Origin of the sequence: Pseudomonas multiresinivorans (assembly GCF_012971725.1) — a bacterium.
Lineage (GTDB): Bacteria > Pseudomonadota > Gammaproteobacteria > Pseudomonadales > Pseudomonadaceae > Pseudomonas > Pseudomonas multiresinivorans.
On sequence record NZ_CP048833.1, the window covers coordinates 3,398,933 to 3,423,601 of the forward strand.

General features: G+C 64.9%; 24 protein-coding genes. 20 read left to right on the forward strand and 4 right to left on the reverse strand.

The window, feature by feature from the left end; translation table 11 throughout:
- The first annotated feature begins 98 nt into the window (after positions 1 to 98).
- Entirely contained in the window at positions 99 to 338 is a 240-nt protein-coding gene (locus G4G71_RS15515; RefSeq protein ID WP_169938965.1) for a hypothetical protein, read from the forward strand.
- Positions 339 to 418: 80 nt separating this feature from the next.
- The gene (locus G4G71_RS15520) at positions 419 to 664 is read left to right on the forward strand and encodes a hypothetical protein (RefSeq protein WP_169938966.1); all 246 of its coding nucleotides are present in this window, start codon (positions 419 to 421) and stop codon (positions 662 to 664) included.
- 9 nt (positions 665 to 673) lie between these two features.
- On the opposite strand, the gene G4G71_RS15525 is transcribed toward G4G71_RS15520, so the two are convergent.
- Positions 674 to 892, reverse strand: a complete 219-nt coding sequence (locus G4G71_RS15525; protein ID WP_169938967.1) for a hypothetical protein — start codon at positions 890 to 892, stop codon at positions 674 to 676.
- Between the two features lie 105 nt (positions 893 to 997).
- Positions 998 to 2,140 carry an FMNH2-dependent alkanesulfonate monooxygenase gene (gene ssuD, locus G4G71_RS15530; protein WP_169938968.1) on the reverse strand — a complete coding sequence of 381 codons (1,143 nt, stop codon included), beginning with the start codon at positions 2,138 to 2,140 and terminating at the stop codon, positions 998 to 1,000.
- Between the two features lie 381 nt (positions 2,141 to 2,521).
- On the opposite strand from ssuD, the gene epsC reads away from it, so the two are divergent.
- The 8 genes from epsC to G4G71_RS15570 all read left to right on the forward strand — a co-directional run bounded on the left by epsC (position 2,522) and on the right by G4G71_RS15570 (position 8,161).
- On the forward strand, positions 2,522 to 3,475 hold the full coding sequence (gene epsC / locus G4G71_RS15535; protein ID WP_169938969.1) for a serine O-acetyltransferase EpsC: 954 nt from the start codon (positions 2,522 to 2,524) through the stop codon (positions 3,473 to 3,475).
- 318 nt (positions 3,476 to 3,793) lie between these two features.
- Positions 3,794 to 4,660 (forward strand): 4-hydroxy-tetrahydrodipicolinate synthase, encoded by an 867-nt coding sequence (gene dapA / locus G4G71_RS15540; protein ID WP_169938970.1) that lies wholly within the window; start codon positions 3,794 to 3,796, stop codon positions 4,658 to 4,660.
- A 496-nt stretch (positions 4,661 to 5,156) separates the two neighbouring features.
- A complete protein-coding gene (locus G4G71_RS15545) occupies positions 5,157 to 5,393 on the forward strand; it encodes a 3-deoxy-7-phosphoheptulonate synthase (RefSeq protein WP_138215675.1) in 237 nt (78 codons plus the stop codon).
- Between the two features lie 407 nt (positions 5,394 to 5,800).
- Complete coding sequence (locus G4G71_RS15550) at positions 5,801 to 6,163, forward strand: ribbon-helix-helix protein, CopG family (RefSeq protein WP_169938971.1); 363 nt, start codon at positions 5,801 to 5,803, stop codon at positions 6,161 to 6,163.
- A 65-nt stretch (positions 6,164 to 6,228) separates the two neighbouring features.
- On the forward strand, positions 6,229 to 6,573 hold the full coding sequence (locus tag G4G71_RS15555) for a hypothetical protein (RefSeq protein WP_169938972.1): 345 nt from the start codon (positions 6,229 to 6,231) through the stop codon (positions 6,571 to 6,573).
- A 171-nt stretch (positions 6,574 to 6,744) separates the two neighbouring features.
- A complete protein-coding gene (locus G4G71_RS15560; RefSeq protein WP_138215675.1) occupies positions 6,745 to 6,981 on the forward strand; it encodes a 3-deoxy-7-phosphoheptulonate synthase in 237 nt (78 codons plus the stop codon).
- 407 nt (positions 6,982 to 7,388) lie between these two features.
- Positions 7,389 to 7,751: a ribbon-helix-helix protein, CopG family gene (locus G4G71_RS15565; protein WP_169938971.1), complete on the forward strand. Its 363-nt coding sequence runs from the start codon at positions 7,389 to 7,391 to the stop codon at positions 7,749 to 7,751.
- Positions 7,752 to 7,816: 65 nt separating this feature from the next.
- Positions 7,817 to 8,161 carry a hypothetical protein gene (locus G4G71_RS15570; protein WP_169938972.1) on the forward strand — a complete coding sequence of 115 codons (345 nt, stop codon included), beginning with the start codon at positions 7,817 to 7,819 and terminating at the stop codon, positions 8,159 to 8,161.
- A 631-nt stretch (positions 8,162 to 8,792) separates the two neighbouring features.
- Here the strand turns inward: G4G71_RS15570 and G4G71_RS15575 are convergent.
- On the reverse strand, positions 8,793 to 9,164 hold the full coding sequence (locus G4G71_RS15575; RefSeq protein WP_240964954.1) for a low affinity iron permease family protein: 372 nt from the start codon (positions 9,162 to 9,164) through the stop codon (positions 8,793 to 8,795).
- Positions 9,165 to 9,515: 351 nt separating this feature from the next.
- Positions 9,516 to 9,953 carry a PRC-barrel domain-containing protein gene (locus tag G4G71_RS15580; protein ID WP_169938974.1) on the reverse strand — a complete coding sequence of 146 codons (438 nt, stop codon included), beginning with the start codon at positions 9,951 to 9,953 and terminating at the stop codon, positions 9,516 to 9,518.
- Positions 9,954 to 10,395: 442 nt separating this feature from the next.
- Between G4G71_RS15580 and G4G71_RS15585 the strand changes: the two genes are divergently transcribed.
- The 10 genes from G4G71_RS15585 to glgX all read left to right on the forward strand — a co-directional run bounded on the left by G4G71_RS15585 (position 10,396) and on the right by glgX (position 24,522).
- Positions 10,396 to 11,415 carry an acyl-CoA dehydrogenase family protein gene (locus tag G4G71_RS15585; RefSeq protein ID WP_169938975.1) on the forward strand — a complete coding sequence of 340 codons (1,020 nt, stop codon included), beginning with the start codon at positions 10,396 to 10,398 and terminating at the stop codon, positions 11,413 to 11,415.
- Positions 11,412 to 12,158, forward strand: a complete 747-nt coding sequence (locus tag G4G71_RS15590; protein ID WP_169938976.1) for a PIG-L deacetylase family protein — start codon at positions 11,412 to 11,414, stop codon at positions 12,156 to 12,158. The genes G4G71_RS15585 and G4G71_RS15590 overlap by 4 nt, the downstream gene beginning before the upstream one ends.
- A complete protein-coding gene (locus tag G4G71_RS15595; RefSeq protein ID WP_338110188.1) occupies positions 12,155 to 12,745 on the forward strand; it encodes a methyltransferase domain-containing protein in 591 nt (196 codons plus the stop codon). The genes G4G71_RS15590 and G4G71_RS15595 overlap by 4 nt, the downstream gene beginning before the upstream one ends.
- Positions 12,742 to 13,395 carry a glycosyltransferase family 2 protein gene (locus G4G71_RS15600; protein WP_169938977.1) on the forward strand — a complete coding sequence of 218 codons (654 nt, stop codon included), beginning with the start codon at positions 12,742 to 12,744 and terminating at the stop codon, positions 13,393 to 13,395. Before G4G71_RS15595 ends, G4G71_RS15600 begins: the two co-directional genes overlap by 4 nt.
- A gap of 473 nt (positions 13,396 to 13,868) precedes the next feature.
- Complete coding sequence (gene glgA, locus G4G71_RS15605; protein WP_169938978.1) at positions 13,869 to 15,395, forward strand: glycogen synthase GlgA; 1,527 nt, start codon at positions 13,869 to 13,871, stop codon at positions 15,393 to 15,395.
- Complete coding sequence (treZ, locus tag G4G71_RS15610; protein ID WP_169938979.1) at positions 15,392 to 17,155, forward strand: malto-oligosyltrehalose trehalohydrolase; 1,764 nt, start codon at positions 15,392 to 15,394, stop codon at positions 17,153 to 17,155. Before glgA ends, treZ begins: the two co-directional genes overlap by 4 nt.
- Positions 17,152 to 19,194 carry a 4-alpha-glucanotransferase gene (malQ, locus tag G4G71_RS15615; protein ID WP_169938980.1) on the forward strand — a complete coding sequence of 681 codons (2,043 nt, stop codon included), beginning with the start codon at positions 17,152 to 17,154 and terminating at the stop codon, positions 19,192 to 19,194. The genes treZ and malQ overlap by 4 nt, the downstream gene beginning before the upstream one ends.
- Positions 19,187 to 21,913 carry a malto-oligosyltrehalose synthase gene (treY, locus tag G4G71_RS15620; protein ID WP_169938981.1) on the forward strand — a complete coding sequence of 909 codons (2,727 nt, stop codon included), beginning with the start codon at positions 19,187 to 19,189 and terminating at the stop codon, positions 21,911 to 21,913. The genes malQ and treY overlap by 8 nt, the downstream gene beginning before the upstream one ends.
- Positions 21,910 to 22,377, forward strand: a complete 468-nt coding sequence (locus G4G71_RS15625; protein WP_169938982.1) for a DUF2934 domain-containing protein — start codon at positions 21,910 to 21,912, stop codon at positions 22,375 to 22,377. Before treY ends, G4G71_RS15625 begins: the two co-directional genes overlap by 4 nt.
- A gap of 15 nt (positions 22,378 to 22,392) precedes the next feature.
- A complete protein-coding gene (glgX, locus tag G4G71_RS15630; RefSeq protein ID WP_169938983.1) occupies positions 22,393 to 24,522 on the forward strand; it encodes a glycogen debranching protein GlgX in 2,130 nt (709 codons plus the stop codon).
- The last annotated feature ends 147 nt before the right edge of the window (positions 24,523 to 24,669 follow it).

Sequence of the window (24,669 nt, forward strand, 5' to 3'; positions counted from 1 at the left end):
TAGCCGAGCTCGCAGGCCGCGCCAATCGTCGGCTGGGGCGATGCGCTTGGCCAAATCGAGCTATTCCTCACAGGCGCACAGGGCCAAGGGAGGCTGACATGGAACGACTGCGAAAGGTATTGATGGCCTCGGCTTTCAACGAGACCTGCGTCGTCCAGGTGCTACGCGAAGCCGCGCTCAAGGCCGGCACTGCCGACACGGCATCGGCGCTGATGGCCGCGGCGCAGTTGCTGGAGCACGACGCGGAAGCCCTGCTTCATGCCGCCCACCGGATCGATCTCGTGCTGCACCATGCACCCGCTGAGGGAGGCACCATTTCATGGGTGGTCATGGATTGATCAGGCTCGAACGATCGATTTGAACCGCTGCTGCCGTCGCCCGGTCAGTGCTTGGGATAGAGCCAGAATCCGGAGGCACCATGCAGGACGAATCCCTGACCAGGCGGTACCACGTCTGCTTTGTGCGAGACGGGCGGGAATTCGAGTTCGAAGCCGAGGACGAATCCATGAGCGAAGCGCGGGCATGGAGCCACGTGGCGCGCCATCTGCACATCCCGATCCACGATCTGCGCGGCTACCAGAAGCGCTACCACACCATCCGGCGCAATGTGGAAGCCCACAACGTGCAGGACGTTACCTACCGTATTGCCAGGGCAGAAGATTAGGGCGACTCCTCAGTTCTGCGCCGAGACCAGGCGGACGTCGCTGATGGTGATGCCGCAGGCGCCCAGCCAGGACTCGACTTCGGCAGAGGAGTGCAATGGGCGGGGCTGCTCGGGGAATTCACGAACATAGATGGAGAAGGCGATCGCCTTGATGTGGGGGATAGTCCGCGATCGCATCAGCAGGTGGCGGTCCTTGCCGTTGAGTTGATACTCGATCAGCCATTGCATGGCGTGCGGCTTCCTTGGCAGGGTCGATCGGCAATGGCTGACAAGAGTAGCCCCTGATCGCTCAGGGGCAATACTGGTCATCGGACCGGCACTTGAGCTTGCCGATCAGGCGGCAGCGCCCTCGGCCTCCTCGCGCCCGGCGCGGACGTCGAAGGCGCCCCCGGTGAGCACGCCATCCACCGTCACACGCCCCTTGCCGGGCAGCAGCGGGAATACCAGCTCGGCAAAGCGGTAGGCTTCCTCCAGGTGCGGATAGCCCGACAGCACGAAGCTGTCGACTCCCAGCTCGGCATATTCCAGCAGACGCGCCGCTACGGTTTGCGGGTCGCCCACCAGCGCTGTGCCGGCACCGCCACGGATCAGGCCGACGCCGGCCCAGAGGTTTGGCGCGACTTCCAGCTTGTTGCGATCGCCACCATGCAGCGCGGCCATGCGCTGCTGGCCGACCGAATCCATCTTCGCGTAGTTCGACTGCGCAGCCGCGATGGTGGCGTCGTCCAGGTGGCTGATCAGTTCGTCGGCGGCGGCCCAGGCCTTCTCGTTGGTTTCCCGGACGATCACATGCAAGCGCACGCCGAACCTCACCGTGCGCCCCAGGCGCGCAGCCCGTTCGCGCACGTCGGCAATCTTCTCGGCCACGGCGGCGGGTGGCTCGCCCCAGGTCAGGTAAGCGTCCACATGTCTGGCGGCCAGTTCGTGGGCGGCAGGGGAGGACCCACCGAAGTACAAGGGCGGGTAGGGCTTCTGTATAGGAGGGAAGAAGTTCTGCGCACCCTTTACCTTCAGGTGCTCGCCTTCGAAGTCCACCGTCTCGCCTGACAGCAGGCGGCGCCAGATGGTGAGGAATTCATCCGAGGCGGCATAGCGTTCGTCGTGGCCGAGGAAAACGCCATCCGCCTCCAGTTCGGTGCTGTCTCCGCCAGGGACGACATTGAGCAGCAGCCGACCTCCACTGGCCTGATCCAGGGAAGCGGCCTGGCGCGCTGAGGCTGTGGGGTTGCCCAGCGAGGTGCGCAACGCCACCAGCAGTTTGATCCTCCGCGTGACCGGCACCAGGCTGGCAGCAGTGACCCAAGGGTCCAGGCAGCTGCTGCCCGTGGGAATCAGCAGGCCGTCGTAACCGAGTTGGTCGGCGGCGACGGCGATCTGCCGCATGTACTCGTTGGTCGCCGGGCGGCCACTGCCGGAATGACCCAGGTAGCGGGTGTCGCCGGACGTCGGCAGGAACCAGAAAATATCCAGACTCATAGGGGTGTCCTCGTTGCCATCATCGAAGTGGGGCGTCGCCCCGTCGGTGCACGCGTGGCAAGTCTTCATTGAAATGCGACCCGGCAGCCGGCACGGTTCGTGCGCTCGGTTCAGGCAGAAAAGGAAGAGGGCGGCTGCGCTGCGGTCCTGCAGGGCAGCAAGGCTTGTGCCAGCGTTGCGGTCCGCGAATATCGAGAGATTCGCCGCCGAGCAGGTGTTGCTGTGGCAGCAGTTCTGTTGATCGACTGTTGCTGCGCCAGCACCTGGTGCTGCGAAAAAGGCATTAGGTTATGCCTTCCGGCGATTTGTCCTCGGAAGCGCGACCGATCAGGATAGGCATTCGTGATCGAAGCCTCTGAATACCAAGGAACACAGCAAGCGATGAACGACGCCAATCGACTGAACGAGAATGGCCCGGTGAACTGGCAACTGGCGCAGATCGTCGAGGACCTGCGCGGAGCCCGTAACGAGTGGCGAGCCCGCACTGGGCGACATCCGGAGCAGGGCGGTCGTGAACTGCCTTCGCGGCACTCCATCGAGGAAGTGGTCGAACGCCTGGCGAGCGCATTGTTTCCCATGCGTCTCGGCCCGAACGACCTGCGCGAGGAAAGCGAAGACTTCTTTGTCGGCCATACGCTGGACGCTGCCCTCAATGCACTGCTGGTGCAGGCCCGCCTGGAGCTGCGTTACAGCGCGCGGCAGCGCGGCGATGTAGTGGATAGCCGGATCGACGAGCATGCCGTGCTGCTGGTGCGCGACTTCGCCCGTGCGCTCCCCGAAATGCGCAAACTGCTGGATGCCGACGTGCTCGCCGCCTATCAGGGTGACCCGGCCGCGCGCAGCGTGGATGAGGTTCTGCTGTGCTACCCGGGAGTCGTCGCGGTTATCCACCACCGCCTGGCGCATCACCTGTACAACGCCGGCTTGCCATTGCTGGCACGGATCATCTCGGAACTGGCGCACTCGGCCACCGGCATCGATATTCACCCCGGCGCGCAGATCGGCAGCAGTTTCTTCATCGACCATGGCACCGGCGTGGTGATCGGAGAAACCGCAATCATCGGCAAACAGGTGCGCATCTACCAGGCGGTAACCCTGGGTGCGAAGCGCTTCACCGCCGACGAAACCGGCCAGTTGCACAAGGGCGAACCACGCCACCCGATCGTCGAGGACGAAGTAGTGATCTACGCCGGCGCCACCATCCTGGGGCGCGTCACCATCGGCAAGGGCTCGACCATCGGCGGCAACGTCTGGCTGACCCGCAGCGTGCCGCCAGGCAGCCAGGTGAGCCAGGCCAGCCTGCAGCACGACGAGAGTCGCTGCGGCAAGGATTGAGGCGATGGAAACGGGGCAGGGGAGTTGACAGCTCCCTCGCTCCTTCAGCAGTATCTGTCAGACATTTAGCGCAACGGCATTTCCATGCTTCCCACTCACGATCATTCGCTTTCCGCTTCGGGCTTCCTTGCTCAGGCTGGCGCGTGCGTCGTCGTTGCCAAGAAATCGAAGAAACAGTCGCTCATTTGACCGGGGCGCTGTCCCGTCAGATGGGCTGACAGGACACAGGACACAAGGCGCAAGGTCGAACCTCCCTCCCGCTTGATTCCCGCACCCTCCCTGACGGCGACCCGACGGTCAGCCAACAGGAGTTTTTGCATGTCGAGTTTTCGTGGAATCTGGGTGGCGCTGGCCACGCCTTTTCGTGACGGCGCCGTCGATTTTCCGGCCCTGCAGCGCCTGGTAGCGAAGCTGCTGGAGGAGGGCGTCAGCGGTTTTGTCGTCTGCGGCACCACCGGCGAGGCGGCCGCCTTGAGCCACTCGGAGCAGCTGGAAGTACTCGACGCGGTACTGCAATGGGTGCCGTCACGGCAGGTGATCATGGGGTTGGCAGGCAACAATCAGCCTGAGCTCCTGGCCTGCCTGGAGGACATCCAGCGCCGCCCGGTGGCCGCGGTACTGGTGCCGGCGCCTTACTACATTCGCCCGTCGCAGGCCGGCCTGGAATCCTTCTTCCACACCATCGCAGACGCAGCCAGCGTCCCCGTCGTGCTCTATGACATTCCATATCGCACCGGGGTGCGCATCGAGCGCGAAACCCTGCGCCGCATCGTCCGCCATCCAAATATTGCCGCGATCAAGGACTGCGGCGGTGACCCGGAAACCACCATGGCGCTGATCGCCGACGGACACGTCGACGTGCTCACGGGCGAGGACCTGCAGATCTTTTCCAACCTGTGCCTGGGCGGCGCCGGCGCGATCTCGGCGTCGGCCCATGTGGGTGCCGAGCTCTACATGCAAATGTTCCGGCAGATGGAGGAAGGAAGTGTCATCGCTGCACGCGCCATTTTCTACCGCTTGCTGCCCTGGATGCAGGCCGCTTTCGCTGAGCCAAATCCGTCAGCCGTCAAGGGCGCGCTGGCACTGCAAGGACTGATTGCCAACGAGGTTCGCGAGCCGATGCAGGCGTGCACGCCGGCGACGCTGGAAAGGCTGCGTGGGGTTCTGGCAGCGCTGGCTGGATAGGCTCTGCAGAAGGACTGGTAACGCGTTACTAGAATGAGCCAGGAGATTTGGTAACGCGTTACTGGTGACTAGCGAGACGAATTCGGCTGCGGTGGAATGATTGGCGCATGACTCGTGCGGGCATGATCCTGAGGCGGCGAATTCCCAATTCGATATCTGCTCGAATGATTCGTAAGCCCTGAACGGAAACCTGTGCATTGAAATCTGACGCAACAGGCAACAGGCAACAGCATGAGCATGAGCATGAGCATCGACAGCACTGGCACGCGAAGCGCACAAACAAGAGAGTCGAGTCGCATCGGCGTGAACCGACCTGGCTTGAACTCGAATCGAAAGAAAGGCAGCAGAACTGTCCAGGTGAGGGATTTTGCAGATTGAAATCCGTGACACTCGATCCTGGCAACGCCATAGGTAACTTCGCATAATGCCCGGCCTTATGTTGAGCGCCGTCCGGACAATACGGCGGCTCCGGGCGGCGCGTAACATAGGGCCGATTATGCGCAAGCCGGCCTCTCTCCCTATCCCGCAACACTTGATCCATCAGGCGACGTTGTACGCGCCGTCTCGCGATCCTCTCGATGCCGTTTGCTACGTCCTGCACGATTACCCCAAGCTCGTTGCCGAGATCCGCCAGCTACGTCGTCGCCTTGCCGATCTGGATCAGGAGGGCGCGGATATGGATGCTCGGATCGAGGCCTTACAGTCAGCCTGCAGGGTGATCCTGGAGCTCTGATCGGCCCGGCTATTACCAGGGTAACTCGTTGCCCTGGTGATGGCTGGGAGACAAGCGAAGCGCGTCAGCGTCGGCGCGCGGTGCCGGCCGGGAGCGCAAGGCACGAGCGGTAGGCCGAAGCCGCGGCCGACGTCCCTGTAACACGTCAGACAAAGGGGCCTCAAACAGCTCATTATTGGGTGTTCGGCCTGAAAGCCGCGCGCCACTAGGCCTCCAGAAACGGTATTTTTACCGATAATTCTGTATGTCGAATGCATATAGCATGTAGAACATACATATATTTGCATGAGTCACCGGCTCGAAATCTGCTTCTGAGCTTGGTGCGACGACTCGACGCGACAGGCTCTTCTTTTATGTAGAACATATGTATGCCATATTGCTCTCAAAGCAACATACATAGGTTCACCATGAAGATTACCGCCGACCAAACCCGCGAGCTTCTCCAGCTTCTTGTTGAGGTGGATGGGCAATCAAAAGCTGCTGCCAAACAGGTCTTCAATGGAATCACTCCAGATGGCCGTTTAGCGCTGCTGCACGAATTACGTCGAAGAAAGTTGCTGGCGAAGTCTGCGCCGGCTCAGCAATTGCCAAAGGGCGAGGAGGAGGGTGAGAAGGTGCGCGCCGGCAAGGCTAAGAAAGTGCCTTACACGCTTCTGATGCCGCCAGATCAGCTGGAAGCTCTACGAAATCTCGCGGAAAAGGACGATACGTCCGTTTCGCACCATATCCGGCAAGCGGTCAGGTCTTACCTGCGCACGCGGCTGGTGTAATCGCTGGCTAAGGGAGCGCCAACTCCCAAAGCCAGCTAACCAAGATGATCGATAGGAGATCATGAATGGCTACTGCAAATTCTACTGAAACCCTCGTTTTTTCAGGTTGGTCGACCCTGTCGACCAGGGGTCGCCAGTGCGACCAACCTGAAAAAATATCAAGTTCAGTCAGCATCGAAAACGCGCTTTCACTCATCGGGAAGACGGTTCTTGTGGAACTGGTGTGGCCAGACGATCCTGAACCTCTGTGGTGCTGTGTCCGGATCGCTGGGGCGGTTCTGGCCCTGGAAGGCGTTTACGAGCATCCGCACTTCATGGTGTTCAGCCTGGCCAGACCGCAAACCTATCCTGATGAGATGTTCTGGTCGGACATTCGCACGTTGCGAGTGCTGAAGGACCGAGCTGGATAATCTGGCGATCGCCAGCCTAGAAACGAAGGAAACCCCGTAGAGCGATCTGCGGGGTTTTGTGCATCTGGGCTCAGCCGCAAATACCCTAGGCTTCGCATAATGCCCGGCCTTATGTTGAGCGCCGTCCGGACAATACGGCGGCTCCGGGCGGCGCGTAACATAGGGCCGATTATGCGCAAGCCGGCCTCTCTCCCTATCCCGCAACACTTGATCCATCAGGCGACGTTGTACGCGCCGTCTCGCGATCCTCTCGATGCCGTTTGCTACGTCCTGCACGATTACCCCAAGCTCGTTGCCGAGATCCGCCAGCTACGTCGTCGCCTTGCCGATCTGGATCAGGAGGGCGCGGATATGGATGCTCGGATCGAGGCCTTACAGTCAGCCTGCAGGGTGATCCTGGAGCTCTGATCGGCCCGGCTATTACCAGGGTAACTCGTTGCCCTGGTGATGGCTGGGAGACAAGCGAAGCGCGTCAGCGTCGGCGCGCGGTGCCGGCCGGGAGCGCAAGGCACGAGCGGTAGGCCGAAGCCGCGGCCGACGTCCCTGTAACACGTCAGACAAAGGGGCCTCAAACAGCTCATTATTGGGTGTTCGGCCTGAAAGCCGCGCGCCACTAGGCCTCCAGAAACGGTATTTTTACCGATAATTCTGTATGTCGAATGCATATAGCATGTAGAACATACATATATTTGCATGAGTCACCGGCTCGAAATCTGCTTCTGAGCTTGGTGCGACGACTCGACGCGACAGGCTCTTCTTTTATGTAGAACATATGTATGCCATATTGCTCTCAAAGCAACATACATAGGTTCACCATGAAGATTACCGCCGACCAAACCCGCGAGCTTCTCCAGCTTCTTGTTGAGGTGGATGGGCAATCAAAAGCTGCTGCCAAACAGGTCTTCAATGGAATCACTCCAGATGGCCGTTTAGCGCTGCTGCACGAATTACGTCGAAGAAAGTTGCTGGCGAAGTCTGCGCCGGCTCAGCAATTGCCAAAGGGCGAGGAGGAGGGTGAGAAGGTGCGCGCCGGCAAGGCTAAGAAAGTGCCTTACACGCTTCTGATGCCGCCAGATCAGCTGGAAGCTCTACGAAATCTCGCGGAAAAGGACGATACGTCCGTTTCGCACCATATCCGGCAAGCGGTCAGGTCTTACCTGCGCACGCGGCTGGTGTAATCGCTGGCTAAGGGAGCGCCAACTCCCAAAGCCAGCTAACCAAGATGATCGATAGGAGATCATGAATGGCTACTGCAAATTCTACTGAAACCCTCGTTTTTTCAGGTTGGTCGACCCTGTCGACCAGGGGTCGCCAGTGCGACCAACCTGAAAAAATATCAAGTTCAGTCAGCATCGAAAACGCGCTTTCACTCATCGGGAAGACGGTTCTTGTGGAACTGGTGTGGCCAGACGATCCTGAACCTCTGTGGTGCTGTGTCCGGATCGCTGGGGCGGTTCTGGCCCTGGAAGGCGTTTACGAGCATCCGCACTTCATGGTGTTCAGCCTGGCCAGACCGCAAACCTATCCTGATGAGATGTTCTGGTCGGACATTCGCACGTTGCGAGTGCTGAAGGACCGAGCTGGATAATCTGGCGATCGCCAGCCTAGAAACGAAGGAAACCCCGTAGAGCGATCTGCGGGGTTTTGTGCATCTGGGCTCAGCCGCAAATACCCTAGGCTTCGCATAATGTATATTATGTTAAATAACATATGTGAGTACTGGCAGTACTCCAGGCATTCTCTCTATCTGCTCGATCGGAACGCCAACCCCACTTTTAGGCTGACCACGCTATCGGCTGCCATGCCACCACAACGGCTTATGGCGTTGAACCAGGTCTGCGCAGACTCGAGGTGATCTGCCGAAGCGCCGTTCCACTATCTATTGACTCACTCAGCAAATGACGACGACAGCCAATCGGCTCGACTGTCCCGCGGGCGATCGGTTTCCTCCACGGCTGTACGTGCGTTTGCTTGGCTATTCGCTTGGCGTTCTGAGCGAGCCATGGACATCTCCATGGCTAAGGTGCTCATGCATAATCGCGAGCGAGCCGGCGCTTTGTCCCGACAAGGCCGACCGAACAGCTGTTTCGACGCGAGCAAAAGTGCACGCGACCTTGTGCCGCTCCAGTCGCTGGCTCTTCGGCCCCTCTTCTCTTTGGTTTCCAGGCCCCGTCGTCTCAAGGACGAACCGATGCAGGGCCGAAGACGACCCACCAGTTTCAAGGACTGGCCGGCCCACGCTGATCTTCTTTTTCCTCACGCTCGGCGACGTTTTGTGGCGAGCCGTCCTGCGCATTCTCCTCACCCATTTCCTCATAGGTCTTGCGCAGCTTCTGCAACTCCTCGCTGCCCATGTCGTCCAGCCCCATCAGCACCCGATGGGCGTGGTGAGTGGTACGCAGCAACTCGTCGATCTTGATGTGAAGCGCATCGGTGTCGCGGTTCTGGGTGCTCTGGATAAGGAAGACTATGAGGAAGGTGATGATGGTGGTCGAGGTGTTGATGACCAACTGCCACGTATCGTTGAAGTGAAAGAACGGGCCGCTGAGTGCCCAGCCCACCAGCAGCACGCAGGCCAGGGCGAAGGTCAGTGGGCGGCCGGCCCATTGCGAAAGGGCCTGGGCAAAGCGTGAAAAGCCCGCCCCGCCCTTCTTCCCTGCTGCTGGCTGCGTGGGATCGTGCGAAGGGGGATTTGCTTTCCGTTGATCCGCCGCTGACGGGGCGCCCCGCTGGGGCTGATGGTGGGCAGGTGAATCACTGCTCGGTCCTGTTCCGATCATGGCGTGCACTCCGCTGAAGTGGGGCCTGGCCGGTAGAGACGTGGCAGCCTGTGGAGTTCAGAAAACTGCTCGGAACCCACTCCGCCAGCGAACTGTTGAAACCCTGCATTGCCGCTGTTCCCGGCCGATGCGAAACACCGCGCATCGGCCAGGCGACAAGCGTCAGAAACGCGGGTCGTCGATGGGCTTGGTGCCGTAATAGTCGTGGATCTGCTGGCTCCAGGTAGGGTCCTGCATGTCCGGCCAGTCGTGTTTATCGAACCCCGGCGCACTGGACAGGCGCTCCTTGTCGACGTCCAGGACGAAGCGCTTGTTGACGGTATCCAGGCGCAGCGCGCTCCAGGGCACTGCAAAGAGTTTCTCGCCCATGCCGAGGAAGCCGCCGTAGGACAGCACCGCATAGGCGACTCGGCCACTCTGCGTATCCAGCATGATTTCCTTGATGTCGCCCAGGTCTTCGTCGCGGGTGTTGTAGACATCGTTGCCGATCAGGGTGTCGGCGCCCATCAGGTGCGGGCCCGGCCCACGACTGGAGTCGGCCTCGACGGCGACGGGGCGATTCTTGTACATGCCATAGGTATCGCGATCTTCGTAGTTCATGGAGTGCTCCTGGCCATTGGCCACGGAAGGCTGGAGCAGTTTCGCACCGGGTCGGTCGACTCTGCTCCAGGTGCGCACGGCACGGTTTGGGCCGTGCGCATCCAGCGCGGGACCGGGTGGTAGCCCGGCTCCGGCAGCTTCGGGTGAAGTGCCAGACTGGATCAGCAAGTTCCACGCCCGGTTTTCCTTGGACGAAAGAAGACGCCGTAGAGCGGCTGGGCCGGAAACTGATCGCACGGTGCAATCAGCAGAACGCCCGATCTCTCCCCGCGGCCTGTGCAAAACACCCGAGCGGCAGGAGGCAATCGGGCGCCTTCTGGCAGCGATGGTTTTCCGGTCGCACGTCACCGGATTGGCCGCAAGGCACGGGATAATTCGGTTTGAACCGGAAACCGCAACGCAAGGTCGGCATGGCATAGAGACTCCGAAAAGGGGGAATGTCATGAAACACGACCGCTCGCACGCCCTGTCTCATCTCCTGCGCGACTTCGAACTACCGCAGGATGCTTCGCAGCAATTGCCCTTTATCGGCGCCTCGCTGCGCCAATTGATCGACGATGGGCTCGACCGACTGCCATTGCCCGCCGGCGGCGCAACGCTGCAGCGCTGGCAGGCCCTGGCGGCCGTGGCAGGCAGCGATCTGTCCCTGCTCAAACTCTACGAGGGACACACCGATGCCCTGGCCATCCTGGCGGAGCTGGACAGCGAGCCCCTGGGCGGAATCTGGGCTGTCTGGGCAGCCGACCCGCCAAGCCCCTCTGTCGAAGTAGTGGCTCGCGAAGCGGGCCACGTACGCATCAGCGGGAGCAAACCCTGGTGTTCCGGCGCAGCCGTGGTGGATCACGCACTGGTCACGGTGAAGGATGAACAGCAGCGTTCCCAACTGGTCGCCGTCTCCCTCGCCCAGCCCGGCGTAAGCGTTGGAAGCGGCGGTTGGAACGCCGTGGGAATGGCAGCCACAGCCAGTGTGGCGGTGGCCTTCGACCAGGCGCTGGCCCGCTGCGTGGGCGGCCCGCAGGAGTACCTGGAGCGTCCTGGCTTCTGGCATGGTGGCGCGGGGATCGCTGCTTGCTGGTATGGCGCCGCGGGTCGACTGGCGGATTATCTTCGCCAGGGCCATAGCGATGACCCTCACGCCATGGCGCACCTGGGAGCCGTCGATGCAGCCCTCGCCGGGGCCGCCGGTGCTCTTCGCGAATGCGCCGCGTGGATCGACGAGAACCCCGCTGCCCCTTCGGAGCTGGCCGCCCGCCGAGTTCGTGCCCAGGTCGAAGGGGCTGTCGAGGCCGTGCAATGGCACGTTGGCCGGGCTCTCGGGGCAACGCCATTCTGTCGCGATCGACGCTTTGCACGGTTGGCCGCAGACCTGCCGGTCTTCCTCCGGCAGAGCCACGGAGAGCGCGACCTGGCGCACCTGGGCATGCACCTGAAACGTCTCGAAATCGAGTCGTGGGCGCTATGAGCCAGGCACAGAACCTCATAGGCGGCACCCGCGGCACGCCATCTTCGGTGTGGCGTGCATGCATCCAGCTCGATCGACTGCCGCGCATCCGCTGCGAAGAACTGGTGCCCACGGGGCGCCGGCTGGTCGTCGTCGCTCCGCATCCGGACGATGAAGTGCTCGGCTGTGGGGGACTTCTTGCCAGCTTGTCCGGACAGGACTGCGCAGGCCTGCTGGTTTCCGTGACGGATGGAGAAGCCAGCCATCCCGGTTCTTCACAGTGGACAGCAGACACGTTGCGGCAGACGAGAATCACGGAAAGCCGCACCGCCCTCGCCCGTCTGGGCATCGATCTCGGCCAATGGCAATGGCGACGCTTGCGGTTGCCCGACGGGGGCGTCGCGGCGGCAGAGCTTCGCGACCAGTTGCGCGCCTTGCTACGCCCCGGCGATCGACTGGTCAGCACCTGGCGACAGGACGGCCATTGCGATCACGAGCAGGTCGGGCTCGCCTGCGCGCAATTGGCGGCAGAGTGCGGCGCACGGCATTTCGAGACTCCGATCTGGGCGTGGCACTGGGCCTTTCCCGGTGACCCGCGCCTGCCCTGGAGCCGCGCACATCGCCTGGACCTCGATGACGATGCCCTGCAGCGCAAGCGCCAGGCCCTCGAAGCCCACGCCAGCCAACTGCAAGGTCGCGCGCCGATCCTCAGCGCCCAGTTGCTGGAGACCCTGCTGCAGCCCTTCGAGGTGTATTTCCTGTGAACGGCGAGACACAGGGCCTGCCTGCCGAGCATTTCGACCAGATGTACCGGGGTGACCCTGACCCCTGGTCGTTCCGTACCTCCTGGTACGAGAAGCGCAAGCGCGACCTGCTGCTCGCCAGCCTCCCCCGCATGCGCTTTCGCAGCGGCTACGAACCGGCCTGCGCCAATGGCGAAACCAGTGCCGAGCTGGCCCGGCGGGTCGAGCACCTGCTGTGCGCCGATTACAGCGCGGAGGCTGTCGCGCTGGCCCGCCATCGACTTGCTGCACTGAGCAATGTGCGGGTGCTGCGGCAGGCATTGCCCGAGCAATGGCCGCAGGCGAAGTTTGAACTCATCGTGCTCGGCGAGCTGGGCTACTACCTTGGCGCGCAAGCCTGGCAACGGACTTGCCGGAAAGCGGCGGCGAGCCTGGCGGAGGGCGGCGTACTGCTGGCCTGTCACTGGCGGCACCCGATCGAAGGCTGCACGCTGACCGGCGATGAGGTCCATGAGGCGATCACCCTGGCGATGGGCTTTGCGCCCAGCGTGCAGCATCTGGAGGACGACTTCCGTCTGGAACTCTGGTTCAGCGAGGCACCCGGATGATTGGCATCCTCGTACCGGCACACAACGAGGCTGCGCTGCTGGGGACCTGCCTGCGCTCCCTGCAGCAAGCAGCCTTGCATCCCGGCCTCGAGGGTGAGCCGGTCTGCATCCTCGCCGTGCTGGATGCCTGCACCGATGAAAGCGAAACCCTCGTCGCCTCGCTGGGTATCGCCATGCTGCAGGTCCACGAGCGCAATGTCGGACACGCGCGCAGAGCCGGCGCCGCGTGGCTGCTCGCCCAGGGCGCGCGCTGGCTCGCCTGCACCGATGCCGACACCTGCGTCAGCGATGACTGGCTGGTTCGCCAGCTGGCCTTCGGCGCCGAAGCCGTCTGCGGCACGGTGCAGGTATCGGACTGGTCGGGCCACGACGAACAGGTGCGCCTTCGCCATGAAGAGCATTACCAGTGCCGCGAGGACCACCGCCACATCCACGGAGCCAACCTCGGCATCTGCGCCCGTGCTTATCAGCGAGCCGGGGGATTCCGTCCCCTGCCCTGCAACGAGGACGTCTGCCTGGTTCGTGATCTGGAGCGAAGCGGTGCGCGGATCGTCTGGACCCACCAGACCTGCGTCACCACCAGCGCCCGCCTCGATTACCGGGCCACCGGCGGCTTCGGCGAGTTCCTCGCCAACCTGGCGGCACCCTGAACAGGCGAGCTCAACCGCTGCCCTTCGATCAGGGCAAACACAACCCACTCCGCGAAGCGCAGCGGCAAGGCGTATTGCAACCGGCTGCACGCCCGATCGTGCATTCTGCTGGTTGCACATCGCCAGTCGTCGGTGCGTTTTTTCTTTGCCTTCAGACACTTGATTCCAAGCCAGGGGCTGGTACGGACCCTGCTTGCAGCTTTATCGGGGCTTTCTTTCCGGCTGCGCCTTTTACCCCTGCCTGAGTGACAGAGCAACGAGCAGTTCCGGAGCCATCCCGGACTTTGGTTCGCTGGCTGGCGTCTGTCTGCTGGGAAGGAGCAAAAGGCTGCGGCCGACCACCGAGCCTGTTGGCGGAAAGACGAAACTTCGCCCTTCGCGCCCCTGTCACCTGAAGGACGGCACCCACCCACGGAGACTCGCAGGGCCGGCAGGTAAAGCCACGCCCTGGCCGACACAGAGAGGAACGAACGATGCGCAACCAGCTGGCCGATGTGCGTCTGGAAGACGCCACAATCAACCTCACCGCGGTACCCTCGGCCGATGGTGCGCCGCCGCAGCGACGCAAACGGATTCTCTTCGTCTCCTCGGAATTTTCAGACTTCGTCAAGGCCGGCGGCCTGGGCGATGTCTCCTCTGCCCTGCCCCGGGCCCTGCTGGGCGACCACGATATCCGCGTGCTGATCCCCGGCTACCCACAGGTGCTCAAGGGCGCCGTGGCGTGCAAGATGGTTGGCCGCCTGCCCGGCCTCGCGGCGCTGCCCGCCTGTGATATCGGCGAACTCAAGCTCGCCGACGGGCTGGTGGTATACGCGGTGATCTGCCCCGAGCTATACGACCGCCCCGGCACCCCCTATGTGGACCAGAACGGCCATGAGTGGGCCGACAACCATATCCGTTTTGCACGGCTGAGCCTCGCCGCTGCCGACCTGGCCGCCGGCATGAGCGAGCTGGGCTGGAGCCCGGACCTGCTGCACGTGAACGACTGGCCCACGGCCCTGGCTCCGGCCTACATGGCCTGGCGTGGACAGACGACACCCAGCGTACTGACCATCCACAACCTCGGTTACCAGGGCGCCTGCCCGCTGGGCTGCTGCGCCGAACTTGGCCTGCCGGAAGCGGCCGGCCTGCCGGAGAGCATGGAGTTCTACGGCAAGCTGTCCTTCCTCAAGGCCGGCATCAGCCACTCCAGCCACATCACCACGGTCAGCGAAACCTATGCCCGTGAGATCACCGGAGAAGAATTCGGCTGCGGCATGCAGGGGGTGCTCTCCCAGCGCCGCGACCGTGGCCAGCTCAGCGGCATTACCCACGGCATCGACGCCGGCTGGGACCCGTCCTGCGACCCGCACCTGATCGAGGGCTTCGATGTCACCCGGCTGGTCGGCAAGCGGCGCAATGCCGAGTACGTCGAGAAGCACTTCGGCCTGCTGCCCGGCCGTGGCCCGCTGTTTGCCGTGGTGTCGCGGCTGGTGCACCAGAAAGGCATCGACCTGACCCTGGCGATTGCCGACGAGATGGTCGCCGCCGGCGGGCGGCTGGTGTCCATCGGCTGTGGCGAACCGGAGCTGGAACTGGCCATGCGCGAACTGGCTGAGCGCTATCCGGGTCGGGTCGGCGTACAGATCGCCTTCGACGAAACCCTGGCCCGGCGCATCTACGCCGCCAGCGACTTCCTGCTCATGCCCTCGCGTTACGAACCCTGCGGCCTAAGCCAGATGTATGCCCAGCGCTTCGGCTCGCTGCCCATCGCGCGGCACACCGGTGGCCTGGCCGACACCATAGTCGATGGCGTCACCGGCCTGCTTTTCCGCGAAGAGACCTCGGCCAGCTACTACGACGCTGTGCGCCGTGCACTGAATATCTACCGCTATCCGGAACTGATGCACGCCATGCGCTGCAAGGCCATGGAGTCGCCGCTGACCTGGGACGACGCCGTTCGCCCCTACACCGCCCTCTACCAGCGCCTGCTGCACGCGCCCGCGCAGGCCGTACGATGACGCCACGGCACGGAGCGCAGGTCCTGCCCGGCGGCAAGGTGAGGTTCGCGCTGTGGGCCCCGGATGCGCAGCGGGTGGAAGTCGAATTGAGCGGCGGCCGCTTGTATCCGCTGGAGGCAGCGCAGGACGGTTGGTTCAGCGCCGAGCTGGCGGCCGTTGCCGGGCAGACCTATCGCTACCGCATCGATCACGAGCTGAGCGTGGCGGACCCGGCATCCCGCGACCAGGCCGGCGGCGTCGAGGGCGAAAGCCGGGTAGTCGACCCCACTGTATTCCGCTGGCGGCATCCGCAATGGCGCGGCCGGCCCTGGCATGAAACGGTGCTTTACGAGTCCCATGTCGGCCTGTTCGATGGCTACGCCGCACTCCAGGGACGCCTGGCGGAACTGGCAGAACTGGGCGTCACCGCCATCGAGCTGATGCCGCTGAACGCCTTTCCCGGTCGGCGCAATTGGGGCTACGACGGCGTACTGCCCTACGCGCCCTCCTGCGCCTACGGCGACCCGGACCGTTTGCGCCAGTTCATCGACGAGGCGCACGGCCTCGGGCTGATGGTCTTCGTCGACGTGGTCTACAACCACTTCGGCCCGCAGGGCAATTACCTGGGGAGCTACGCCAGCGCCTTCTTCCGCCGCGACCAGCAGACTCCCTGGGGGCCGGCCATCGACTTCCGCGATCCGGCGGTACGCGAGTTCTTCATCGGCAACACCGAGATGTGGGTACGTGAGTACCGCGTCGACGGCCTGCGCCTGGATGCCGTGCACGCCATTGCTGACAAGGACTTCCTCCGCGATCTCGCCACCCGTGCCCGCCACGCCGCCGAAGGCCGCGAACTGCACCTGGTGCTGGAGAACGAACACAACGAGGCAAGCCTGCTGCGCCGCAGCACTGAGGCAAACAACGACGGCTTCGACGCTCAATGGAACGACGACCTGCACCATTGCCTGCACGTGTTGCTCACCGGCGAGGATGAAGGCTACTACGCCGACTTTGCCCACGACCCCATCGGCCGCCTGTGCCGCTGCCTGAGCGAAGGCTTCGCCTTCCAGGGCGAGACCGACTACCGTGGCATCGCCCGTGGCGAACCCAGCGGTGCGCTGCCGCCGCAGGCATTCGTGGCCTTCACCCAGAACCACGACCAGGTCGGCAACCGCGCCCTGGGCGAGCGCCTGACCTGCCTGGCGCGCACCGACCCGCTGCGCGCCGCCACCGCGCTGGTGCTGCTCAGCCCGATGATCCCGATGCTGTTCATGGGCGAGGAATGGGGCGAGAGGCAGCCCTTCCTGTTCTTCACCGACTACCAGGGCGACCTCGCCCGCGCCGTCACCGAGGGCCGCCGCGAGGAGTTCAAGCGCTTCAGCCGGTTCGCCTCGCCCGGCGCCGCGGCCTGGATTCCCGACCCCAACGACTACCAGACCTTCGTCGCCTCGCGTCCGCGACCGGGCCAGGGCGATGACGCCTGGCGCGAGCACTACCGGCAATTGCTGCAGGTACGCCAGCGCTGGCTGGTGCCACAACTGCCCGGCAGCCGCGCATTGGAGGCGAAGCCACTGGGCGAGCGCGCCCTGAGCGCGCGCTGGCAACTGGGCGACGGCAGCCAGTGGCGCCTGGACCTCAACCTGGGAACGGACGACGTCGCCGTCGAGCCGCCGGCCGAAAGCGCCCAGCTGCTGTTCTGCTGCGGGCAGAGTGCGGCGTATTACCGTCATGGCTGGCTCGGCGCGGCGTCGCTGGTCGCAAGCCTGGAGGCGCGCCGATGAGCGATGCACAGCTGGAGCGCCTGGCGGCTGAAGCCGGGCTGATGATCGATTGGGTCGACGCCGATAATCGTCCCCAGCGACTCAGCGCCGAAGTACAGCGCAATGTGCTGCAGGCGCTGGGCTTCGCGGCGCAGAGCCCGGAGCAGATCCGCCAGAGTCTGAACGAGCTGGAGCAGCGCCGCGCCCAGGTGCCGCCGCTGCTTACCGCCGACTGCGGTCGGCCGGTCAGCGTGCCGGTCGCGCCGGGCACCCGTTACAAGCTGTTCAACGAGGACGACAGTGGCCACAGCGAAGGTCATGTCGATGAGCACGGGCAGATTCCAGCCCTCGAACACTGCGGCTATTACCCGCTGCACCTGGGCCCGCATGAACTGATCCTCGCCGCGGCGCCGCCGCGCTGCCCTTCGGTTGCCCAGTTTTGCGGCGGCCGTCGGCACGTCTGGGGCCTGGCGGCACAGCTGTACTCGCTGCGCAGCGAGGCGGACGGCGGCGCCGGCGACCTCCGCGCACTCGCCCAGCTGGTTCGCGCTGCCGCCGGGCAAGGCGCCGACGCTGTGGCGATCAGCCCGGTGCACGCCATGTTCCCTGCGGCGCGCGAGATTTACAGCCCCTACTCGCCCTCCAGCCGACTGCTGTTCAACGAACTCTATGCCGCTCCCGCCCTCGTGCTGGGCGAGGAGCCGGTGCGCCAGGCATTCACCGCCGCCGGCCTGGAGGCTGAGCGGGAGCGCCTGGAGCAATTGCCGCTGATCGACTGGCAGGGCGTCGCCCGCCTGCGCGATCGCTTGCTGGCACAGCTCTATGGGCAGTTCCAGCACGACAGCGGCGCGCTGCAGGAGGACTTTCTCGCCTTCCGCAACCAGGGTGGCGCCGAGCTGCTTCAGCACTGCTGCTTCCAGGTTCTGCAGTTGCGCCGCGTCGAGGCCGGCGATGGGCTCGACTGGCGTTCCTGGCCCGAGCCCTACCGCAATGCGGCAAGCGTCGAGGTCGGTCACTTCATGGTCGCGGAGGAACAGGCGATCAGCCAGCAGGCATTCGGCCAATGGCTGGTCGTCCGCGGCCTGCAGCAGGTGCAGCGACAGGCGCGCGAGGCCGGCATGGGCATCGGCCTGATCGCCGACCTCGCGGTGGGCGCCGAACCTTCCGGCAGCCAGGCCTGGATGCGCCAGGACGAGCTGCTCACCGGCGTCAGCGTCGGCTGCCCGCCGGACATCCTCAATCGCAGCGGGCAGAACTGGGGGATCTGCGCGTTTTCCCCGGACGGCCTGCGGCGCAACGGCTACCGCGCCTTCATCGAGATGTTGCGGGCCAACCTGCGCTACGTCGGCGGACTGCGCATCGACCATATCCTCGGCCTGCGCCGACTCTGGGTGATCCCGGCGGGAGCCGCCCCGCAGGACGGCGCCTACCTGGACTACCCCATCCAGGACCTGCTGCGGCTGGTCTGCCTCGAAGCACAGCGGGCCCGCGCCATCATCATCGGCGAGGACCTCGGCACGGTACCGCCGGGGCTGCGCGAAGCGCTGGCCGAACGGGGCATCCTGGGCATGCGCGTGCTGCTGTTCGAGCAGCAGCACGGCCACTTCATCGCTCCGCGCCACTGGCCCGATGCTGCGCTGGCCACCACCACCACCCACGACCTGCCGACCCTGGAGGGATGGCAGAGAGGCCGTGACATCGACTGGCGCGAACAGCTCGGCCAGCGCAGCCCCGAGAGTGCTGCCCAGGAGCGCAACAACCGCCAGTACGAGACCTTCGCCCTGCGCCTCGCCCTTGGCGAAAGCGCCATCCAGGCCGATGCACTGCTGGATGGCGCCATCGAGCTCCTCGGCCGCACACCGGCGCCCCTGGTGCTGCTGCCGCTGGAGGATGCGCTGGGCTGCGTCGAGCAACCGAACCTGCCCGGGCCGGGCGACAGGCATCCGAACTGGCGACGGCGCTTCGAGGAAAACTCTGCCCGGTTGCTCGATTCGCCACCTGTACGCGCCCGCCTGGAACGCCTGCGTCGCGCCCGCAACGGGGGCCACGAGCATGAGTGAAATCCGCGCCACGCTGCGCCTGCAGTTCAATCGCGAGTTCACCCTCGACGACGCCCTTCCCTGGCTGGGCTATTTCGCCCGCCTGGGGATCAGCCACCTCTACGCCTCCCCCTTGCTGGCCGCGCAACCGGGCTCGATGCATGGCTACGACGCCGTGGACCCGAGCCGCATCAGCGATGAACTGGGCGGCGACCCGGCGCTGCGGCGGCTGGTGGACGGGCTGCGGCAGCACGGCATGGGCCTGATCGTGGATACCGTGGCCAACCACATGCGCATCGGCGACGCCAATCCCTGGTGGCAGGACGTGCTCGAATGGGGGCTGGACAGCCCTTACGCGCATTTCTTCGACATCCGCTGGCACAGCGACGACCCGCTCCTCGATCAGCAGGTGCTGTTGCCCTGCCTCGGCGAGGACTATGTCGATGAAGTGAGCGGCGGGCGCATCCGCCTGGATTACGACCCCGCCAGCGCGCGCTTCCTGCTGCGCTATGGCGAACAGCGTTTCCCGGTCTGCCCCGCCAGCTACGGCATGATCCTCTGCCACACCGACTGTCCCGAGCTGCTGGCCCTGGCGCCACGTTTCGTCGAACTGCACCATCACCCCATGGCCCGCCACCTCGCCCAGAGCCTGTGCCGCCAGGCCGCCACGGCGTTGAGCGACAGTTCGCGGCTGGAGAACCTGCTGGATTCCTATCGCGCGGACTGGCACAGCCTGCACCGGCTCATCGAGCAGCAGCACTATCGCCTGGCCAACTGGCGCGTGGCGGCCGACGACATCAACTGGCGGCGCTTCTTCGACATCAACGAACTGGTCGGCCTGCGCGCCGAACGCCCCGACGTCTTCGAGGCCAGCCACGCCTACCTGCTGAAACTGATGGCCGAAGGGCTGATCGATGGTCTGCGCATCGACCACGTGGATGGCCTCGCCGACCCGCGCGGCTATTGCCGGCGCCTGTGGCGCGCCACCCACGGCGCGCCGGTCTTCGTGGAGAAGATCCTCGCCCCCGGCGAGACCCTCCCGGCGGACTGGAAAGTCCGGGGCAGCACCGGCTATGACTTCATGAATCAGCTTTCGCTGCTGCAGCACGAAGCGCGCGGCGAGCCGGTGCTTCGCCATCTGTGGCTGGAGTTCAGCGGCCGCCAGGACGGCTTCGCCGAGGAAGTCCGGCAGGCCCGCGAGCGCGTGCTGAACTCGCTGTTCGCCGGCGACGTCGAAGGCCTCGCCCTGCAGCTCTGGCAGATCGCCCGCTTCGAGCTGGCCAGCCGCGACATTCCGCTGGGCTCGATCCGGCGCGCGCTGTTCCAGCTGCTCGTCGCCTTCCCGGTCTACCGCACCTATACCCATGCCCTGGGCCGCTCGACGCAGGACCAGCGCTTCTTCACCCAGGCCCTGGAGCAGGCCCGGCAGCATCTGGAGCCGATGGACCAGCGCACCCTCGGCTGGCTCGACCGCATCCTGGGCAGCGAGCCCCTGCGCAGCCTGCCGCCGGGGCCATTGCGGCAGCTGCGCAAGCTGGCCCTGGACCGTTTCCAGCAGCTCACCCCGCCTATCGCCGCCAAGTCCCTGGAAGACACCGCCTGCTATCGCTCGGCGGCGGCGCTTGGGCGTAACGACGTCGGTTCCGACCCGCAGCAGATGGCGGGAGATGTTGCGGCTTTCCACCGGGCCTGCCAGGAGCGCCTGCGCGACTTTCCCAACGCCCTGCTTGCCACCGCCACCCACGACCACAAGCGCGGCGAAGACTGCCGCGCCCGCCTGGCAGTGCTCAGCGAGCGCGCCGAGTGGTTCGCCGAGCAGGCCTGGAACTGGTGGAAACTGGCCGCTCCACTGCGCCGGCAGACCGCCCGCGGCCCCGCGCCCAGTGGCGGCGACGAGCTGATTCTGTACCAGTGCCTGCTCGGCAGTTGGCCGCTGGAGCTGGCCGCCGATGACGGAGCGGGCCTGCGCCACTACCACCAGCGCATCGAGCAGTGGCAGCTCAAGGCCATCCGCGAGGCCAAGCTGGACAGCGACTGGAGCTCGCCCAACGAAGCCTACGAGCGGGGCTGCAGCGATTTCCTCGAAGCGCTGCTGCTCGATGCGCCCGGCTTGCCGTTGCGCCAGGCCATCGCCAGGGCGGCGTCCAGCCTCATGCCTGCCGGCGCGCTGAACGCCCTGGCGCAATGCGTGCTGCGCAACACCGTGCCGGGTGTGCCCGACCTTTACCAGGGCTGCGAATTCTGGGACTTCAGCCTGGTGGACCCGGACAACCGCCACATCCCCGACTTCCCGGCCCGCGAAGCGGCCCTGGATGGCCCGCCGGACTGGCCCAGGCTGCTGCGCGACTGGCGCAACGGACAGATCAAGCAGGCCCTGCTGGCCTGCGCCCTCGGTCTGCGCCAACGCTGGCCGACGCTTTTCGCTGCCGGCGACTACCTGCCGCTGGAGGTGCGCGGCGAGTTTTCCGCCGAGGTGGTGGCCTTCGCCCGCAGCCATGCAGGCCAGCATCTGCTGGTGGTGGTACCGCGCTGCGCCGCCGCGTTGCTGGGCCAATCCCCCCTGCCCCTGGTCGATGCGCCAGCCTGGCGGGACACCCGCCTGCACCTGCCTTCTTCCCTGGCTGCCATCCGCTGGAGCGGGCTGGCCGGCCCCATCGAACCGCACGACGGGGAGCCGCTGCTGGCCGAGCTGCTGGCCGAGGTCCCGGTCAACCTGCTGATATCCGGAGGTGAACGATGAACATCGACGAGCGAAGAGTCCGGGAGCTGGCCCATCAGATCTGGGAGTCCGAAGGACGCCCCGACGGCCAGCACGAACGCCACTGGCGCATGGCCCTCAGCCTTGCCGCCGCCGAAGCGGGCAAGTCCGCCCCTGAAAGCGAAGAGCCGGTGCAGCCGCGCTTCGAGGGTGAGGAGGAGCCGGAAAAGCCGGCAATCCTGCAGGAGCCTCCACGACGCAAGGGCCAACTGCCCAAGGCGACACCCGAGACTCCCGACGCGCCGCAAACCGCCGGTGAAACCGTGACACCGACTCCGTCGCCCGCCGAGCGCAGCTCGCCGCCCAAAGCCAGGCCGACCAGGAGCGCGCCGACCGTCACGCCGACCGACGAGCAGCGCAAGAGCAAGCCTTCCGCCGCCGAGAAGGCCATGCCCAAACCTTCGGGCTTGCGCCCGCCGACATCGAAGCCGTCCCAATCCGACTGATCCCTGGAGCCAGCCATGACCCGACGTGCACAGTCCCGCGTTACCGAAGGGCGCCCTTTTCCCCTGGGCGCCACCTGGGACGGCCTGGGCGTCAATTTCGCGCTGTTCTCCGCCCATGCCACCAGGGTCGAGCTGTGCCTGTTCGATGCGCAGGGCAAGCGCGAACTGGAACGTATCGAGCTGCCCGAATACAGCGACGAGATCTGGCACGGCTACCTGCCCGACGCCCATCCCGGGCAGATCTATGGCTACCGCGTGCATGGCCCCTACGAGCCGGACGCCGGCCACCGCTTCAACCCCAACAAGCTGCTGATCGACCCCTACGCACGGCAACTGGTGGGCGAGCTGCGCTGGTCGGAAACACTGTTCGGCTACACCATCGGCTCGGCGGATGCGGACCTGAGTTTCGACGAGCGCGACAGCGCCGCCTACGTGCCCAAGTGCAAGGTCATCGACCCCGCCTTCACCTGGGGCGAGCAGCAGCCGGTGCGTGTGCCCTGGGATGAAACGGTGATCTACGAGGCCCACCTGCGCGGCCTGAGCATGCGCCACCCGGAGGTGCCCGACCGCCTGCGCGGCACCTGCGCCGGGCTGATGAACAGCAGCCTGCTGGGGCACCTGCGGCAACTGGGTGTGACCAGCCTCGAACTGCTGCCGGTGCATGGCTTCCTCGACGACAAGCACCTGCTGGAAAAGGGCATGAGCAACTACTGGGGCTACAACAGCATCGCCTTCTTCGCGCCCCAGGCCCGCTACCTCGCCAGCGGGCATATCAACGAGTTCAAGGAAATGGTCGCGCACCTGCACGACGCCGGCATCGAGCTGATCCTCGACGTGGTCTACAACCACACCGCCGAAGGCAACGAGCTCGGCCCGACCCTGTGCATGCGCGGCATCGACAACATTTCCTACTACCGCCTGCAGGCCGACAATCGCCGTTACTACGTCAACGATTCCGGCACCGGCAACACCCTCGACCTGAGCCACCCTTGCGTGCTGCAGATGGTCACCGACTCGCTGCGCTACTGGGCCACCGAAATGCGCGTGGACGGCTTCCGCTTCGACCTCGCCTCGATCCTCGGCCGCTATGCCGACGGTTTCGAAGAGCGCCACAGCTTCCTCGTTGCCTGCCGCCAGGACCCCGTGCTGAGCCACCGCAAGCTGATCGCCGAGCCCTGGGACTGCGGCCCCGGCGGCTATCAGGTCGGTGGATTCCCGCCGGGCTGGGTGGAATGGAACGACCGTTTCCGCGACACCGTGCGCAGCTTCTGGCGCGGCGACGAAGGCCAGTTGCCCGACCTCGCCAGGCGCCTCACCGCTTCCGGCGACCTGTACGACCAGCGCGGGCGGCGCCCCTATGCATCGGTCAACTTCATCACCGCCCATGACGGTTTCACCCTGCGCGACGTGGTCAGCTACAACCACAAGCACAACCAGGCCAACGGCGAGGACAACCGCGACGGCCACGACGACAACCGTTCGTGGAACCACGGTGTCGAAGGCCCCACCGACGATGCCGGGATTCGCCGCCTGCGCGTGCAGCAGATGAAGAACCTGCTGGCCACCCTGCTGCTCTCCCAGGGCACGCCGATGCTGCTGGCCGGCGACGAGTTCAGCCGCACCCAGCAGGGCAACAACAACGTCTACTGCCAGGACAACGAACTGGGCTGGGTGGATTGGAACCTCGACGACGAGGGCCGCGAAATGCTGGCGTTCACCCACCGCCTGATCCGCCTGCGCCAGGCCTATCCGATCCTGCGGCGCGGGCGCTTCCTGGTCGGCGAATACAACGAGGAGCTGGGCGTACGCGATGTCACCTGGCTTGCGCCCGAAGGCGAGGAAATGACCGAGGATCATTGGCACGACGCGCAGCGACGCAGCCTGGGCATGCTCATGGATGGCCGCGCCCAGCCCACCGGCATCCGCCGCAGCGGCGGCGACGCCACCTTGCTGCTGCTGGTCAATGCCGGGCACGAAGGCCTGGATTTCATCCTCCCGAAAACCGCACAAGGCCGCGACTGGCAGTTCCTGCTGGACACCGCCGAGCTGCCTCGGGAGCACGAGCACAGCAGGGCGTTCGGTGCCGCCTACCCGCTGGGTGCGCGCGCCCTGGCTCTGTTCACCCTGCGTCGCAGCGAGGACTGACCGCTGGGCGATCCTGCGGAACGCCGCCCGGCGGCCCCCGGTCGGAACTTTCAGGAACCGGGCGTCAGCGAGCCGGAAAAACAACCACCGCCCAAGGAGAACCCGATGCCACCAGCCGCCTCCGCCCAAGCCTCCGCTACCCCGCGG